Source organism: Nostoc sp. C96 (assembly GCF_059384975.1).
This window is the reverse complement of sequence record NZ_CM182020.1, coordinates 6447579-6465423: the sequence shown is the minus strand read 5'-3', so window position 1 is coordinate 6465423 and position 17845 is coordinate 6447579. Positions and strand designations below refer to the sequence as shown.

Sequence of the window (17845 nt, the reverse complement as noted above, 5' to 3'; positions counted from 1 at the left end):
AATCAATAATTTACCAAAATGGGTAAGGTGTAGAACCTTGCCCATTTTTATTTGCATTTAGTGATTAAACAACCCAAGATTGCAAGCCCAAATTATCAGGCGATCGCTTTTATTTTTGATAACTATACTAAGAAATGTACATACATATTCAAATGTATTAATTTACAAACAGTTTGCTAACATAATTTTTGACTATGCGCTCCTTACTCTTGCAAAACTTGAAGCTAACAATTCCCACAGCCTTAGTATTTACAATTCTTGGTTATGCTGTTAGTTTACCAATGAGTTTTCTCTTTAACTCGGAAGCAGCAAGATGGCAATTCCATCTACCTCATTCAATTAGTATTCAGACAGAAAAGCTGGATGAGCTTGGTAGATTTCAAACTAGGGTAGCTCTTGGAGGTACAACGATGGGAATTATTATAGCTCAAGCTACTTTCATCGCTTATGTCTTTGCTCTTAAAAATCGCCAGATTAACAATGAATAATGCTCAAATACCCAAATTAGATACATCTGGCGATGCAATATGCTGACAAAATCCAAAATCTTTAATCAAGCGGGTTTTGGTAAATCTTGTGATGATAAAGAATGACTTGGTAGTTTTGCTATGATTTCTAAGTTTGCAACTTGTTGTTGTAACCAGTTATTAAAAAAATCTCCCATAATTTGCAGACGTAATTGCTCGTTTAATTCTGGTTTAATGATTTCCTCAACGGCAATTATATGTACTCCTTTAGGTGTGACAATTGGTTTAAGAATTTGTGGTGGAGTAGCAGCAAAAACGGCTGCGGCAATTTCTGGTCTAAATTCTGCACGGTTGCGGATTCCTTGATAGCCACCAGCGCGACGAATTTCGGGATTTTCGATGTATTGACGGGCAATTTCTTGAAAACTAATTTCGCCTTCTTGCAAAGCATAAAATAGCTCTAAAGCCAAGTCTTCATCATCTAAGATAACTTCATAAGTTGCGGCTCCATAATATTCAAATTGCCGAGCATAGAAATAGGGTTCAACTTTCTCCGCAAATAAATGCTCGGCCAATTTAGTAGATAAGATGTTAGCTTTAGCTATTTCTTCAAAATCATCTAGTGAGAGATGATGTTTTTCTAACCAAGCCCAAGTATCTTCTGCTCTCAGGAGTTTGTTAGCAAAACGTATACTATCTGCGGCTTGTTGTAGTTCTTCTACTTCGATTGTAATACCGATTTTTTCAACTGTCTCTGCCATAATTTTTTGTGTAGCGATCGCATCCAATATACTAGGTATCTGGCAAGAAAGTTTGATGTAGTCAATAATGTCTTCAACAGCAATATTTAACGGCTTGGACATAATTATTTTCCTCCACTAATTCTGATTAGTGTTTTGTAGTCAGTATCGAAGTGAGCCGCATGTTTATATATGTTGGCTTGAGAGAGTTTTTCTTATCTCTATCTAGTGGAAGTTTCGTTGAATAATTAATATGTTTTGTTAGACATAAAAGTTCAGCAGGTACCTAAGTATCATGAATAAAATTAAAAGTAAAATTAGGGCAGACTATAAAAGCCTACCCTATGCAAAATCAAGATACATGATTATATTTCAAAACAAAGTAGAAATAATAATTACAGTTCTAGCCCGCCCTTTTGCAATTTCTTAAATGGATCTAAGATAAAGTCAATGACACGACGCTGACGAATAATTACTTCAGCATTTGCTGTTTGACCAGGTGTTAAAACAATACGTTTATCACCTGCTTGGATGTAGTTTTTATCTAAAACAATATCCAATTCATAAGTTTCGATAGTGGCTTTGCCTTCGCTATCAGTTTGGACTTTCGAGCTAGGTGAAATCCAATGGACGCGCCCTTGCACAACTCCATAATCTTGGAAGGGATACGCATCAAATTTAACTTTGACGGGCATACCAACTTTCAAGAAGCCACTTTGTTGACTAGGTATTTGGGCTTTGATAATCAACTCACTATTTTTAGGTGCAATTTGAGCCACGATTTGTCCGGCTTCGACTACAGGTCCTGGTTTGGTCACAGGTAATTCAAAGATTGTGCCATCAATTGGCGATCGCACTACGCGTTGCTGTAGTTGCAGTTTGAATGAGGTAATCTGACTCTTGGTTTGGGCTATTTCCGATTGCAGGGTAGTAATTTGGTTCTGCATATCTTTGAGTTGTTCCTGACTTTTCAGCAGCGCCAGTCTCCCGGCTTGCACTACACCTTGATAGCTACTTTGCTGTTCTTCTAGGCGTAGTTTGGCTTGCTGAATATCTGCCCAGGCCTGACTCATGATGGATTGATAACGGCTCACTTCCTCCTTTAAACTTAATTTTGATTGTGTGAGTTCGGCGCTTGCTTGTTCTTGCAAGCGTTGACTTTCTTCCGCCGTCTTTTCTAATTCCACTACTTTAACTTGAGCGATCGCACCTTCGTTTAAAAGTTGACGATAGCGGTCAACTTCTGCGACATCTCGATTAAAACGACTTCGCGCTAATTTTTGGTCAATGTGTGTGGAATTAATTTTCTGTCTAGCCTGCTCAACAGTGGCAAGTTTTTCTAATCTTTGCAGGTTATAGCTGCTGATTTTGGCATCGAGATTTTGCTGTGCTTGGTTAACTTGGGCAACTTTTTCTAAGGCTTGAGCTTGGTTTTGTTGTTCTTGAATATTAATCGCTAACATCAGTTGATTTTTGAGTAATTCCAACTGAGATAGCCGATTGATTGAGCCTTCGAGCTTAGTCTGAGTTTGTTGCAAATCTGTTTGCAATACATCAGAGTCTAGCTGCATTAAAACCTGTCCGGCTTTCACAGTTGCGCCTTCTTGGACATTGACGGCTTTGACTGCACCTGTAACCGGAACGCCTAATTTTTGCGTTGCACCTTTGGGTTCTAAACGCCCTCTGGCGGAGCCTGTTTCGTCTACTTTTGTCAGCATTGTCCAAGGGATAACAATGGCTGCAAAGGCGATGAGCAAGTACAGCATTGAGCGTGTCCAGAGCTTGGGTAAAGCGTCTAGAAGTTCTTCTGTACCGTAATACCAATCATTGATTTGGGCTAACTGTATTGACTCATCGACAACTACATCAGAGTCATCAAACTGGCGAAGTTCATCCTGCTGTTGAGTTAGTACAGATGAGGAATTGGGATAAGAGTTTGGCATAGGTAATTCAACAGTTTACTGTTGAGTGGTAACTGTTTTTATGCAAATTTCCCAGATGCTCAATTTGTTTGCGCCAGTTGTTGCTGGTTGAGGTAAAAATAATGACCTTTTCTGGTAATTAATTCGTCGTGAGTACCGCTTTCGACTAATAAGCCACGATCTAATACCAGAATTAAGTCTGCGTGACGCACGGTGGACAGGCGATGAGCAATGATTAAACTGGTGCGTCCTTTAAGGATGGTTGTCAGGTTATTTTGAATGATGCGTTCAGATTCAGCGTCAAGGTGACTGGTGGCTTCATCTAATAATAATAAACGCGGATTGCCCAATAATGCACGAGCGATCGCCAGACGTTGGCGCTGTCCGCCAGATAACATTCCTCCACCTTCACCAATTTGAGTTTCGTAACCCATTGGTAATTGTTTGATGAAGTCATCGGCTCCTGCTAAACGCGCCGCGTCGATAATTTCTTCTAAGGTGGCTTCTGGGTGAGCAATGCTGATATTTTCGCGGATTGTTCCGCCGAATAAAAAGGTGTCTTGATCAACCACCCCTATTTGAGAACGTAGCGATCGCAAAGATATACTAGTCACATCGTGAGCGTCAATTAAAACTTTGCCATCTGTCGGCAGATATAGCCCCAAAATCAATTTAGATAAGGTAGTTTTGCCCGAACCACTCCGCCCTACTACAGCCACAGTTTGCTGAGGTTTAATTTCAAAACTCAGATTTTCTAAGACATTAATATCACTGTCTGGGCGATAGCGAAAAGTGACATTTTCAAACTTAATATGTCCCTGCAACAGAGGTAAAATCTGCCGGGGTTGATGTTGTAAATCTTCTTCTGGTTCAGCTTCTAAAACATCATTAATTCGCTCAGTGGCAATCATCACTTCCTGGACTTGATTCCACAGCACAACCAGCCGCTGGAATGGGCGAATAATATTACCCAAAAGCATATTAAAAGCCACAAGTTGTCCGATGGTTAGTTGGTTTTGAATGACCAACCATGCCCCAAACCACAGTAATCCTGTACTTACAACTGATTCAATTGTCGCGCTAAAAATTTGTAGTTGATTGCCGACAATTTGTCCACTAAATGTCTTTTTAATCAAATTATTTAGCAGTTCTTCCCAATGCCAACGCACTGTTTGTTCAATCGCCATTGAGCGAATCGAACGAATCCCCGTCAGGGATTGGATTAGATAACTATTTTCGTTGGCTGTGGCATTAAATACCTCACGACTAATTCGGCGTAAAAATGGCGTAGCCACAAGTGCCAGCAGCATAAACGGCGGCACAATACATAAGCTAAGTAAAGCCATTGATGGGCTATACCAAAACATCAACCCGACATAAATAAATACTGTGAGCAAATCTAAGATGATTGATAATGCTTCCCCAGTCAGAAAACGCTGAATTTTTTGATTTTCTTGCACCCGCGAAACAATATCACCCACATAACGAGATTCAAAAAAAGCCAGAGGTAAACGGAAAGTATGCTTGATAAAACCTACCAATAGAGATAAGCTGATGCGATTAGCTGTGTGATCTAAAAGATATTGCCGCAGTCCGTTTATAGCGACGCGGAATAATCCAAAAATTAGCAAGCCTAAACCTATAGCGTTTAAAGTGAGGGTGCTACCTTGGACAATTACTCTGTCTAAAAGTAGCTGAGTAAATAGAGGTGTAACTAATCCAAATAGTTGAATAAACACCGAAGCCGTGAACACCTCTAATAACACTTGCCAATGTGGTTTAACTAAATCAAAAAACTGCCAGAATTGAATATTTTCTGCTTCAGTTTCTTTGAGTAAGGTTGTGGGTTGGAGTAACAAGGCGTAACCAGTCCAACCGGCTTTAAATTCACCTATGGTAAGAGTGCGTTGTCCAACAGCCGGATCACCAATAATTACCCTTTTTTTGCTAATTTCATAGACAACTACGTAATGTTTACCTTCCCAGTGGGCGATCGCAGGTAAGGTTTGTTGTGCTAATTTATCCAAGCTGGCTTTTACTGGACGCGTCGCAAAACCAACACTCTCAGCTGCGGTTGTCAAACCTCGCAAAGAAGCCCCACCACGGCTGACATTAGCTAACTCTCGCAGTCGATTGATACTCAAGCGCTTACCCCAATAGCGGCCGATCATCACCAAACAAGCTGCACCACAATCTGCGGCACTTTGTTGTTCAAAAAAGGGATATCGCTGCGTCAAACGTCCCCACAGATGACTCGCCCTTACCGTCGGGTTAGGAAAGTAAGCTTGACGCGGTTTCTTACGCTTCGGCGGCGCTAGAGACTGAGAAATTCCCCCTGCCCCTTGCCTCCTACCTTCTTCTTCCCTCCTGCCCCCTGCCCCCTGCCCCCTGCCTTCTTCTGCTCTCGCGCCCTCTGCCTCCTGCCTCCTGCCTTCTTCCCCACTCCCAACACCAGCTAAATCAGCCAATTGTGGCCAATGCGCTACAGCAGTTTGCCAATCAGCATTATGCAGACTGTAGACAATTGTTGGTTGTGTTGCTTGCCAACTGCCTTTTTGGGGATATATATAAATGTTGCCTGATGTCAAGATGCGCCCGTCGGCGTGGAGTAGTTTGCCACGACGCAATAACCAGAGTCTCGTATCGTGAAATAATTTAGCTGGGGGTGCGCCACTTTCTAAATTGTGTCGGCGGAAGAGAGATAAAGCCTGAAGCATCTGTTCTACAGAACCATTCAGGGTGATGGGCGCACTTTGACAACATAATAAAAGCAAATTCCAAAGTTCTGCCCGTTTTTGCAGGCGATCGCTCATACCAGGATATTGCTGTAAAATCTCCTGCAACAGTGCTTGCGGCAAATAGCACAGTTTGAGATTAACAGAAGCCCTCGCCACGTAAGAATGAAACTCTTCTTCGGGGAACAAAGTTGATTCACCAAATGATGCCCCAGTTGTCAGGGTGGTGATTAAGTTATTCACACTATCCAGCAGTCTCACTTTCCCAGTGAGAATCATATAAATTCCCGGAATTGCAGTTGTCGCTTGCCAAAATTGTTTAGCGACAGGCGGTTCGACAATTTCTATTCCTGCCAAGCATTTTTCAATATCCTGGCTTGATAATGTTTCGCCCAAAGTATGAGTAATTTGTTGTGCTAACTGTTCTTGAGAAAATCCTGATCGCATATTTTCACCTTCATCAATTGGGAGTTCGATAATCAAAAAAATTAGGGGCTAGGAGCGATTATTAAAACTCCTGCCTCCTGCCCCTTGCCTTCTGCCTCCTATTGATTTGTCTGCATTAAATTAAACGACCAAGGAAAAGTCGGTTCACTATGAGTTTGTAAGTCACCAATCGTAATGTTGTTATCATTTGTCTCAGATGTTTCTGGTTGATTGGAACTTTTACGTTTAGTCGAAAGTCCCATTTGTTTGAGTAAGCGGTTAACGTGGCGATCGCTAATCGAAATACCCAATTCATTTGCTAGATGTTTGCTTAACCATTGGGCTGTCCAGTGAGTAAACGCATAGCCATAATCACGCGGACTATGACTTACCAACTCTTTCAATCTGTCGATATATTGAGCATTAACAATTTTCGGTCTGCCTATTGGGCGCTCATTCCATTTATGTGCAAAACCCGCTTCTGCTATGCCAATCCAGTAGCGTGCCATTTCTTGAGAACAACCAACAATCTCACAAATTTGAGTTTGAGATTTGCCCATATCTGCCAGCAACATAATTTCAATTCGCCGAAGATATTCTGGTTGTAAGTTGCTTTGCAAGTTTTTCAACAAAGCTTTTCTTTGAAAAGGTGTAAGAAATTTGCTATCTTGCGGATCGTAATTTTCCAAACCTTGATATTGGCTAGAATAGTTTGACATAATTACTACCAGTTATTGTTGACAGTCAAGTGTTAATTTTGAAGTCAGAATTATTCAATAATGGAGAGATTATTTCACTCGTTAATCCTTGTTGATTTTGACTTCTGATTTCTGGGTTCTTCTAAATTTGTCCGACGCTGAATGTTTACCCCCTAATCTTGATAAATAATTGGGGGAAATTTTCATATTTCATCTGTTTTGGCAGTCTAGAATTCGGTGTTAATAGTTAGTTCTAGAATCATAAAATTACAAGTATTTCTAGCGCTAACTATTCTACACAAAGAGAAAAATTGTGTTAAAAACTGCGCTCCAAAGCGTGAGCGCAGATAATTGAGCAGTAGTAGTATGTAAATCTGACAAAATATTCAGCCAGCATAGCTGTTGTTTACCTCAATTAACAGCAGTTTCTGGTAAAACACCTAAAAGCAATAAACTATGAACTAGTAACACTGAATAATTGGACAGACTTTCCTATAGTGTGGTGTAACGCTGGTATTAGTTTCACAAAATTGCTTGATGAGTATAGGAAAGTTATCTAGAAGCGACTTTTTACTGAAAAGCGGTAGTTCCTCACTTTGTTAAGTTAGCCTAACTGTTATTCTTTTAAGAATTTTTCTAAATATAGTCAATAGGTTTTATGAAAAAAAGATGAACTTTACATAAACTATATATTATCTTTACTTTATTTTTATAATTAAGTTTTTTGAAATAAAATCATGAATTTTGGCGGACAAAATCTAAATTCAAGAATTACTGTCTTTGAATATATTTACCTAATAATTATCTATCTATAGGATGAAAATTTCTAATTATAAATATGCGTTTCAGACTTTATTGTATGTATCGTCTTAACAGAAAAATACACATAAATCAGTGTTAAAATAAATAGAGATAAATTTTATCTAATCACTCAGTAAAAATATTTTTTTATGGTGCGTTAGATACTGATTTCGAGATATAGGAATCCGATTTGATTTCTGAAAAAATTTCAGTATATGTAGGGTGTGTTAGGCGTAAGCCGTAACGCACCTAAAACTTTACAGTAGATGCGTTACGCTGTCGCTAACACATCCTACGTAGATTTCAGAAATCAATTATTATTCCTATAGTTGTTCACTAAAAATATAATCTTAGTACCTAACGCATATTTTGATATAATGGTGCGTTAGGTTAAAGCCTTAACACACCACTACTGAATATTTATTGAATTCAGAATTAGCTTGTAAGTATTCTATGATTCACTCAGTAACTCTGAATTTAACAGACATTGTATTTCCGTAATTAACCAATGCTGAAACATGTTATTGATAATTTCTTGATATCTTTGGGGTGTTAATTCAGCGGGGATAAATTCTTCCACCAAAAAGAGATGATAACCTTGCTCTGTTTTGTAAGGAACTGTCACCTGTTGCGGTGATGCTCTAAATACAACGGTGGCTATATCTGCTTGAACTGCACAACGATAAACTATACCTTCATATCCACATTTACGCCGACGATGAATATCAATATCATAAATTCGTGCTGCTTGATAAAAGCTGATTTCACCATCTTCAATTTGATAGTAAAGTTCTTGTGCTAAATTTTCTGAGTTAATGATAATTTGATACAAAATAACTTGATCAAATTCTGAGCAATTCTGAGTAAAAAAATTCTCTACTTCATCGGCAAATAATACTTGTGCTAGTTTGTGAGATAATAAGCGATCGCAGATTCCCATTTCCCAATCAGAGGGTGTAATTAATTGATCTGCTAACCATTCCAGTGTATCGGCGGCTCTTTCTAAATGTCTTTCCCGGCGCTGATTTTCTGCTTCCGCTTCAATTTCTTCCTGAGTGATAGTAATACCTCTAGCCTCGGCGGTTTGCCAAATGACTTTGTTCGCTAAAATCTTTTGATATACTTCCTTCAACTTCATTTCTTTTTTGAGGAATTTAACAACTTCCTCTGACTCAATAAATACTTTGGCAAACTCACTCATTGGTATTGATACTTTTAGTTTTTACAGCTAAACCAGCTTAAGTTGAGAGGAAAGGGTTATTTTTCACAAAAAACATAGAACTTATTCTGTTCCCCATTCCCCATTTATTTATACATAAAAAACTGGAAGCTATTTAAGTTTTTAGCTTCCAGCAGTTGCTGTATCCATTCGATGTTATTACAGCAGAGATGATCCTGTTTGGTAGAACTAGGATTAAGAGCATTAAGACAAAAGCGTAGTAGCTATATGCTCCATCAGGCACAAAAACCGTTAACTGTTAGTTTGTCTATTTTCCTTACTACAAAAGTATGGAAGGCTCTACTAAGTTTCTCCCACCATTGAGAAACTGACTAGAGGGCATGTAAAGTTGAAATAGGGGGAATCCACCTCTCTAACTTTTTTTGCTCAGGCTTCCTCGAAAATAGAACTACCAATAGCAACAGTTAGATTGTCTGTCTTGGTTTAAGAGTTATGTACTCTTTGGGATACTGACTGCTTCAGCAAAAACAATCAGTTAAATGTATTTCATAGTCAGATATTCAATGATTTTATCATTGTTGATGAGTGTATTGGTTAATCACCTCTATGTATAATTTAAAGGATATTGAGAGTTCAAATTTGCCATTTTGGCACATTTTGAAATTAAATTTTCTCTCTACCTTGGCTCTTTATACCAGTTCTCAACTTTAAGCTCTACACCTGACAAAGCCAGGGATACAAGCACAAAAACCACCTTGAGAGATTTCCTAAAAGGTAGATAATTCAAGAGGCATTAAGATAGTTAATGTGATATTTTTACATTAATTGAAATAATTAATAACATCAAGTTATTTGCTGCGCGTAAAAATTTTACTTGCGTTTTGTCTAGTGTAACGAGTGACCGATAACCTATCATATCTGAGAGTTGCGATCGCATGATAGGCTACAGAACTCATATTAGATTTTTGAAAACACATAGATATCTGGATATCTGTAAAGTGGGCATTCACTAAAATATTCTAGGTATATTGAGACTTTTACTGAAAATGCCCACCCTACTTGTTACATCCTGTAGAAATATCTAGTAATGCAACAGACAATTTAATTAGCTTCACAAATATTTAAGGAAAAATCTTGAGTGTTGTCGCTGTTTGGTTGATATTTCAGGGTTTGATATTCGGAAATTTCTTGTGTTAAGCATTGCTCCATATTCCCACCACGAATTTCTGCTTTTTGCTTACCCACTACCTCAAGATAATTTAAGTCTTTAATCTTACCTAAGCAGCTAGTCGCTACAGACTTATCTGTAGATGATGGCTTAATTGTTATCGTCTCACGCTCTTGTTGCTGCACTCTACTTGTTGAAGAATTTTCTTTGAGCAATCTGTTATAAGTGCGATAAGGAATGTAATGCAATGGATTATAACCAGCTACACGTAGCATTAACACACATGCCCAAGAATACTTACCTGCCAGAATCGCCTCAACTATTTGGTCAAATTGTTGAGGATTGATACCTTTATTAAAGTTACTGATGCTAGTCATGTTGTGATTCATAGTGTTAATTTTACTGGAAAATTAGGTGTTACAAGTCGTCAATGCTTAATCAATAGCTGTTGTAGTTAAAACTTTCACAACTACCCTAATTTATTTTTATTTTTAGCGATAAACCTGTGGGGAATGACTAAATGTTGCTGTAAGAGCCGTATCATTCCTGGTATGGAGGTTAGAACTGCATGTGTTCTGATGATGATGTCCATGAGCTTGACCTTTGAGTAGAAAGTTGACGGTATTTAATCCAGTAACTAGTTACTTTTCAACCTTTCCTAATGTCATTTCAATGACTATAAAAGTCTGGCTTGGCTCGTGGTAGATGCAGTTTTACCCTCTGTTCATGTTCTAAATACTTAGTTTAATCAACTGCCCTGATAATTCTATCGTATAATCTTTTGCCTTAGTTTTTATGGCAAAAGTTAGGAAAAAAGCTATCATTTTCACTGAGAACATTAAAGTCATTGAGCAAAAGAAATAATAGCTACTTTAGTATTTATACTACGTTTTTTTCTAAATGTCATCTTCTCAATTAAAACTTTAACAGTTAAATTTACTGAGTTTTCTTGATGTCTCCATTTTGATTCTACTACTTTTGGTATTGTCACTGATTTGCTGTTTACTGAGGGGTTTGACCCCTCATTTATTGTTCATTTGAAACTTTTATTTGGTTCAAATTCATATAGAAATTTACCATTAACTTGTCTAATAAACAATCACTAAATATAGTAATTCCAATAGCATTAATAAAAACAAAGTAATTTTATGTAGTTTACGCTGTTAAAAATATTTTAAAAAAAATATAAATTTCATCCGGATCAAGGCAAACCTAATATCATGTCGATTTTTAATATTAGATGTACGGAGGCATAACTGATAATCCATACAGGCTAGAAATGAATCCAGTTCGGATCATCTGATTTTTCTTGTCCTGTTCCCTGTTTTTTGCCTCTATAGAGCATGAGATATCAGTTAATACATAGAAACCCGACTTCTCAAAGAAGTCGGGTTTCTGAGTCTACTAACTTGGGTATAGGTAAAAAAGTAAGATGAGCAAAATTACAGTTGTAATTGCAGTCTAGCCAGAGAGTAGTAAAGACTCTTTGTTTCCATAAGTTTTTCATGAGTGCCTTGTTCAACCAAAATACCTTGGTCAAGCACCAGTATGTGGTCGGTATGGCGCACACTAGAAAGACGATGGGAGATGATAAAAGTGGTGTGATACTGGCTCAAACGAGCTAACTTTTGGTACAGACAACGCTCCGATTCAGGGTCTAGAGCGCTTGTGGCTTCGTCTAAAATTAAAATTTTCGGGTGGGTAATCAATGCACGAGCGATCGCAATTTTTTGTCTCTGACCACCAGAAAGCCGCAAACCCCTCTCCCCGACTGGGGTATTATATCCTAAAGGTAGTTCACGGATAAAGCTGTGGGCTTCGGCTAATTTAGCGGCGGCGATCGCCTGTTCATGGTTAAAATCTTGATTGTAAAGGGTGATATTTTCTAAAATCGTTCCCGAAAACAAAAAGTTATCCTGGGCGATAAACCCGATTTGATTGCGTAACGATGATGGAGATACCGCTGCAATATCTACTCCATCAATTAAAATTCTCCCACTTTCAGGACGATATAAACCAGCCAGTAAATTTACTAAAGTGCTTTTACCACAACCACTCTGACCAATAATCCCGATAGTTTGTTGTGGTCTCACCCGAAAAGAGACATTTTGCAAAACATGACGCTGGTCATAAGGATGATAGCGGAAAAACACATTCTCAAACCGCACTTCACCGCGAATTGTGGGCATTACCTGTAACGGTTGTTGAGAATTTTCTTCTGGCTGAGAGTCTAATACATGATTAACTTGCTCCGCCGCCATGAGTACTGCGGGTAATTCATCCCATAAACCCACCAACGCCAACACAGGATTTGTCACATTACTAATTAGCATATTGAACGCGACAAATTTACCCAGTGACATATCTCCAGTAATCACCAGTTGCAAACCACACCACAACACAACTGTTGTTGCAACGTGACTAATTAAATTCCGCAGCATTTGTAAGACATTGGTTAACTTCTGTCCCCGTAACTGCACTTTGAGCATTTTCAGCAAACCCTCTTGCCAATATGTCTGCACTGCACGTTCAGCGGCGGCGGTTTTGACTGTGACAATTCCAGTGATAATTTCCACTGTGGCAGAATTTTGGCTGGCTGATGTTTGCGATATTTCCCGCAATATTTGTTTAAGGAAAGAATTTGCCACTAAAGTCAAAAGTACAACAGGGACAATTCCACACATCACCAACAAAGTCAGTCGCAGGTTGAAATAAACCATCACCCCTAGATAGACAATAATCATCAAAGCATCTACTATGCTGGTGATGGCGCGACGGGTGATGAATTGTTGAATTTTGCGATTTTCTTGCACACGACTGAGAATATCTTCAACGCGGCGGGAAGTAAAAAACTGCAATGGTAGCTGCAAGGTATGTTTAACGAACCCACCAATTAAATTAATATCGATGCGATTGGCAAAATAGTCGAGGAGATATTGTCGCTGTGCTGTTAAAACAATGCGCCACACACCTAAGCACAAAAAACCGAGTGCAAAAGCATTCAATGTGGAAAAATTTTTCAGCAATAGTATTTGGTCGAGGATGGCTTGGGTAAGTAAGGGAGTCCCTAACCCAAATATTTGGATAACTATGGAGACGAGAATAATGTGCTGAATTAGTTGGTGGTAAGGCTGTAATGTCTGCCAATAGCGACTTAAAGAAAGCTTTTCGCTGTTGAGAGCGTGAAAATTTGCCGTGGGGTTTAATAACAGAGCGTATCCTGTCCAACTAGCTGCAAAATCGCAACGCGACAGCCATTTTTGTCCCATTGCCGGATCAGCAATTAAAATGCGATCGCCTTTGACTTGCCAAACAACTATATAATGATTGCCTTGCCAATGGGCAATCCAAGGAATTCCCTGTGATTCCAACTTAGTCAAACTCGCCCGCACTTGTAGCGCTTCGTATTCTAAGGCTTGGGCTGCACTGGCTAAACCCGCCAAAGATGCACCTGTTCGGTCTACTGCTGCTAAGTTACGCAAAGTATTGATACTGAAGCGTTTACCCCAATACTCGCTAATCATGGCTAAACAAGCCGCACCACAATCTGATGAACTTTGTTGAGGAATGAAGGGATATTTTCGGCGTGACTTAGCTTTGGGCTGAGGTGGAAAATCAATCTCTGATACTGAGGAAATTTCTAGTTGGGAGTATTCTGGTTTGGGAAGGGGGAGTTGGGTAATTTCTGAATGAACAACAGTTGGTTTCTGCTGTGTATCCTGACTGGTAAATAGTTGCGGTGCAAATGCTTGGGCTGATTCCCACTGCTCAATGGGTAGGTGGTAAATGAATAAATCTGTTTCTGCAATTGCATCTGGGGATGTGACATCAGGATAACCCCAGCTATCGCCTAATAATAATGAGGTTGTTGTGCCACCTGCTAACCAAAAACGCCCCGCCGTTGCTGGTGCGACGGTTGTTAAAGATGAACCAGCAGAAATTTTTGTAGTAATTATATAAGATAAGAATTGCTTTAAAGTTGCACTATTGAGCGATCGCAATTCGCTATAACTTTTAAAAAAAATTAGTGCTTGGCGCTCAAATGCTAATTTTTGCCAGTGCTGCGCTAAATTTGGTAAGCGTTGCAACCAAACTTGTAAATCCGCAATTGTGATTTGCGCCACAAAACCCGGACTGGCACCAATCGCCCGGTATGATAAAGGGCGATCGCAAAATAAATCATCTGCGCCAAATGTCTGCTCTGCTAATAACAACTGCGTAGAAACTTCTCGTCCAAGAGTTGCATCAGAACTTAGCAAACGCACTCGTCCTTGGCAAACTAAGTAAAAAAAATTGCTTTTATCTTCAGAAATACTACTATCAGTATAGTTTGTTAAATTATCACCGATTTGAAACTTATTAATTGTCCAAGACTGGCTAAATTCTGATGCTAAATTTGTATCCCCTGCAACTATGCTCAACAGTTTAAGAATGGTTGCTTCTGGAGTAATTGATTGCTGTTGGGCGCTAGAGTTTAATTCTTCTTGAACTCTGAACGAAGAAGAGGGGTTCATGGTTTAATTTCTGTTCTCAGTGTAAGTTTTTGATGCTATGCAATCTTTGTTTTATTTAATTAGATATAAGCAGTTAGTTTATCTGGAACACATAAGATTCATAGTTGACTTTTGAAAAAATTCAGTAATACTTACAGAGCTTTTTTTTATTCCCTATCCCTTCTCCTTGCGTGTTACCTCCCTACAAAGATAATTTCAGACATCACATCAGATTACTAAAGTAGTATTTTTATTTGTCTGAGCAACTGGTGAGCGAGTATTTAATTTTTCTTTTTCGTTACTTACATTTTCTGTTAATTTATCCATTACCCGGAAAATAAAACCATATCTTACACATATCAGTCTCAGACTGGATGTTAAGCAAATACGATTGTATTTATGTAGCTAAAATTACAATACCCTTAGCGATCGCCCGACCATTAATTACATTGCCAATTAAATCTTTGTAACTTCCAATACTCGTATTTACCACTTTGCCATCAGACTTGATTTTGCTGGAATTTCTGTGATAGCCTGCTTTTACTCTAAAATACTGTTAATCGATAGATTTACCGTAGTTTAGTTATGGTGCAAAGCCATAGTTTGCAGAAACGGAAATAACCCCTTATGCCAAAAGACTGGTTTGAATGGCACGACCTCTACAAAACTGACCAGAGGTTGCAGCAACGCTTAGAAATAGTGCGAGAATATATTGCCCACAGCTTAAATTTTTCCTCACCAGGAGTAATTCGGGTAGTGAGTGTTTGCGCTGGTGATGGACGAGATTTACTAGGTACTTTAGCAAATCACCCACGCGCTCAAGATGTTTATGCACGACTGGTTGAGCTAAATCCACAACTCGTAGAACGTGGACAAGCAACTATAGAATCGTTAGGTTTGACAAAACAAATTGAGTTTATCAATGGCGATGCAACTATCGCCTCTAACTATTTAGGAGCAGTACCAGCAGATATTGTGATTGTCTGTGGTGTTTTCGGTAATCTTGCTGATGAAAATGAACTAAATCGCTTATTAAGGAACCTGGGTTTTCTTAGTAAACCAGGTGCATTTGTAATTTGGACTCGTGGACATTCTCATAATATTCCTCACTCTGAAACAGTCCGTCAATCTCTGCAAAAAGCTGGATTTGCAGAAGTTAACTTTCAGCTGACAGCAACGGGAGATATGGGTGTGGGTATTCATCGCTACCTGGGTGAAAGCGTGGCTGAACCCAAAGAGGAACAGTTTTTTGTGTTTTCTGGGATTGCGAATAGAGCCAGGTAAACAATTACCGCTTAGTTATCAATTGTCTGGAAATAAGTTTCAATCTAGCCGTACAAAAAAATTATGGTCGCAACAGTTAAACCTCAGTATATAAACATTTTTCATCGCGTTACCCGGTTCTTCGTTCCAGGGTTGATCAGCGCCGCCACTTCATTCACATTGGTTAGTTGCACACAACCAACCCCAATAGCAGAAACCTCATCGACAGCTAATAACGTATCTGATACCAAGTCAGTGGGTATCAAAACCAAAGTACTGCGTATGGGGTATCAACAAGCTGGTGATTTGGTTAGGGTAACAAAAGTTTTAGAAAAGCGGCTGGAACCTTTAGGTATAAAGGTGGAATGGGCGCAATTTGCCCAAGGGCCACAACTAATGGAAGCGATGAACGTGGGCAAAATAGATTTGGGTTCTGTAGGTGAAACTCCACCCATCTTTGCTCAAGCGGCTGGGGCGCAGATTGTGTATGTCGTTGGTTCACGACGTACCGAAAATAGTGGTAAAGGTAGTGCGATCGCAGTACCACCAGATTCTCCCATTAAAACTTTAAAAGATATTAAAGGACAAAAAGTCGTCTTCCAAAAAGCATCCGCATCTCACTACTTTATTCTCAGAGCTTTAGAAGATGTAGGTTTGAAATATAGCGATATTAAAGTTTTGAGTATCCCCAACGTAGAAGCGAGTAGTGCCTTTTTAGAAGGGAAAATTTCGGTTTGGGTAACAGGTGATCCGCATCTAGCTAGAGCCGAAAAATTAAATAAAGTTAGGATTCTCAGAGACTCTCAAGGACTGGACTCTCCTGGGGGATACTATATCGGAGGAAAACAGTTTGCCATTGATAATCCAGAATTGCTGCGAATAGTCATTGAGGAGATTGATCAAATTCAGCGTTGGGCTGAGGCGCATCCCAAAGAAACTGCACAACTAATCGCACCTTATCAGAAATTACCACCCGATGTGATGGACTTGGTAATTAGCCGTCGCAGCTATGGGTTAAGAGCTATATCTACAGATTTAGTTCAAGAACAACAGCGAGTTGCAGATTACTTCTATAAAAATGGGTTGCTTCCCAAACCTGTGAATGTTCGAGAAGCAATGTTAACACCTGAGCAATATGCCGCGATTACTCCACCCACAATCAGTCAAAAATAACATCAAGCTGAATTTAGCTAGACTAGATGGTCATTATAGGTAATTAAGGTGCATATCCCCAAATTATTGAATAATTTGGGGATATTGTCGTTTACAGATGTTTGAGCATATCTATATCTTCTGGCTGTCGCCTAAGATACCTGAACTGATGAGATGCGATCGCATTATTAATCATAAGTCTGGCTAAAATCTAGTGTATTTACTTAATACATTTATTATGATGTTAATATGTTGTAGGTTAACTTAGAGGATTTACTCAGAAAAATCAATAGTTTACATACACAAGTTTATAAAAACCACAAAAGATAACACAAGCGTTGGAATTGCAGTAGAATGTCAGTTAACCAACCTAAAATAACAAGTTTGGGGCTGAATACAGCCTGAAATAGCTTAAAAATCAGCATTTACTGTGTTTTAGGCATTTTAATTTGACTAAAGTACTAGTTTGTTCTGAACTTAAGCTTTCTAGCTTATTCTGCAACAAATTTAATTTGCAGCTATAGCAATCCGTTAATGAATGGTAAATAAGCTCATTAATTTTTAATAATTTTTACTAGCGAATTAAGTAAAAAAACGGAGCAAAAAAATTCATTTTTTATACAATGCTTTTGTTGGTGGTTTCGACTTCCGTGAAAACTCAAAATTCGGAATGTTTTACGCTGTTTAAATTCTTCGAGTAGTTGGATCATCAGACTCTACAAATAACCTCTGGCAAAATTCATAATTTGTGTGCTTCTGCACAGTAGTTGCAGCAAATCAACGCACTGTCTGAGGCTAAA

General features: G+C 38.8%; 10 protein-coding genes. 3 read left to right on the top strand and 7 right to left on the bottom strand.

Going from position 1 to position 17845, the window contains the following annotated elements:
* The first annotated feature begins 194 nt into the window (after positions 1-194).
* Positions 195-488: a hypothetical protein gene (locus AC504W_RS27530; protein WP_096581797.1), complete on the top strand. Its 294-nt coding sequence runs from the start codon at positions 195-197 to the stop codon at positions 486-488.
* 65 nt (positions 489-553) lie between these two features.
* Here the strand turns inward: AC504W_RS27530 and AC504W_RS27525 are convergent, their stop codons facing one another.
* The 7 genes from AC504W_RS27525 to AC504W_RS27495 form a co-directional block, all read right to left on the bottom strand.
* Positions 554-1330: a peptidylprolyl isomerase gene (locus tag AC504W_RS27525; protein ID WP_494875437.1), complete on the bottom strand. Its 777-nt coding sequence runs from the start codon at positions 1328-1330 to the stop codon at positions 554-556.
* 272 nt (positions 1331-1602) lie between these two features.
* Entirely contained in the window at positions 1603-3150 is a 1548-nt protein-coding gene (locus tag AC504W_RS27520) for a beta-barrel domain-containing protein (protein ID WP_494875435.1), read from the bottom strand.
* A gap of 59 nt (positions 3151-3209) precedes the next feature.
* Positions 3210-6311, bottom strand: coding sequence for a peptidase domain-containing ABC transporter (locus AC504W_RS27515; RefSeq protein WP_494878790.1), 3102 nt, complete (start codon positions 6309-6311; stop codon positions 3210-3212).
* Positions 6312-6409: 98 nt separating this feature from the next.
* Positions 6410-7009 carry a helix-turn-helix domain-containing protein gene (locus AC504W_RS27510; protein ID WP_494875434.1) on the bottom strand — a complete coding sequence of 200 codons (600 nt, stop codon included), beginning with the start codon at positions 7007-7009 and terminating at the stop codon, positions 6410-6412.
* A 1231-nt stretch (positions 7010-8240) separates the two neighbouring features.
* Positions 8241-8990 carry a peptidylprolyl isomerase gene (locus AC504W_RS27505; protein WP_494875432.1) on the bottom strand — a complete coding sequence of 250 codons (750 nt, stop codon included), beginning with the start codon at positions 8988-8990 and terminating at the stop codon, positions 8241-8243.
* Positions 8991-10070: 1080 nt separating this feature from the next.
* Positions 10071-10526, bottom strand: coding sequence for a HetP family heterocyst commitment protein (locus AC504W_RS27500; RefSeq protein ID WP_096581785.1), 456 nt, complete (start codon positions 10524-10526; stop codon positions 10071-10073).
* A 1053-nt stretch (positions 10527-11579) separates the two neighbouring features.
* Positions 11580-14651 carry a cysteine peptidase family C39 domain-containing protein gene (locus tag AC504W_RS27495; protein ID WP_494875431.1) on the bottom strand — a complete coding sequence of 1024 codons (3072 nt, stop codon included), beginning with the start codon at positions 14649-14651 and terminating at the stop codon, positions 11580-11582.
* A 606-nt stretch (positions 14652-15257) separates the two neighbouring features.
* On the opposite strand from AC504W_RS27495, the gene AC504W_RS27490 reads away from it, so the two are divergent.
* A complete protein-coding gene (locus AC504W_RS27490; protein ID WP_494875429.1) occupies positions 15258-15914 on the top strand; it encodes a class I SAM-dependent methyltransferase family protein in 657 nt (218 codons plus the stop codon).
* A gap of 63 nt (positions 15915-15977) precedes the next feature.
* Positions 15978-17066 (top strand): aliphatic sulfonate ABC transporter substrate-binding protein, encoded by a 1089-nt coding sequence (locus AC504W_RS27485; RefSeq protein ID WP_494875428.1) that lies wholly within the window; start codon positions 15978-15980, stop codon positions 17064-17066.
* Positions 17067-17845 lie beyond the last annotated feature (779 nt).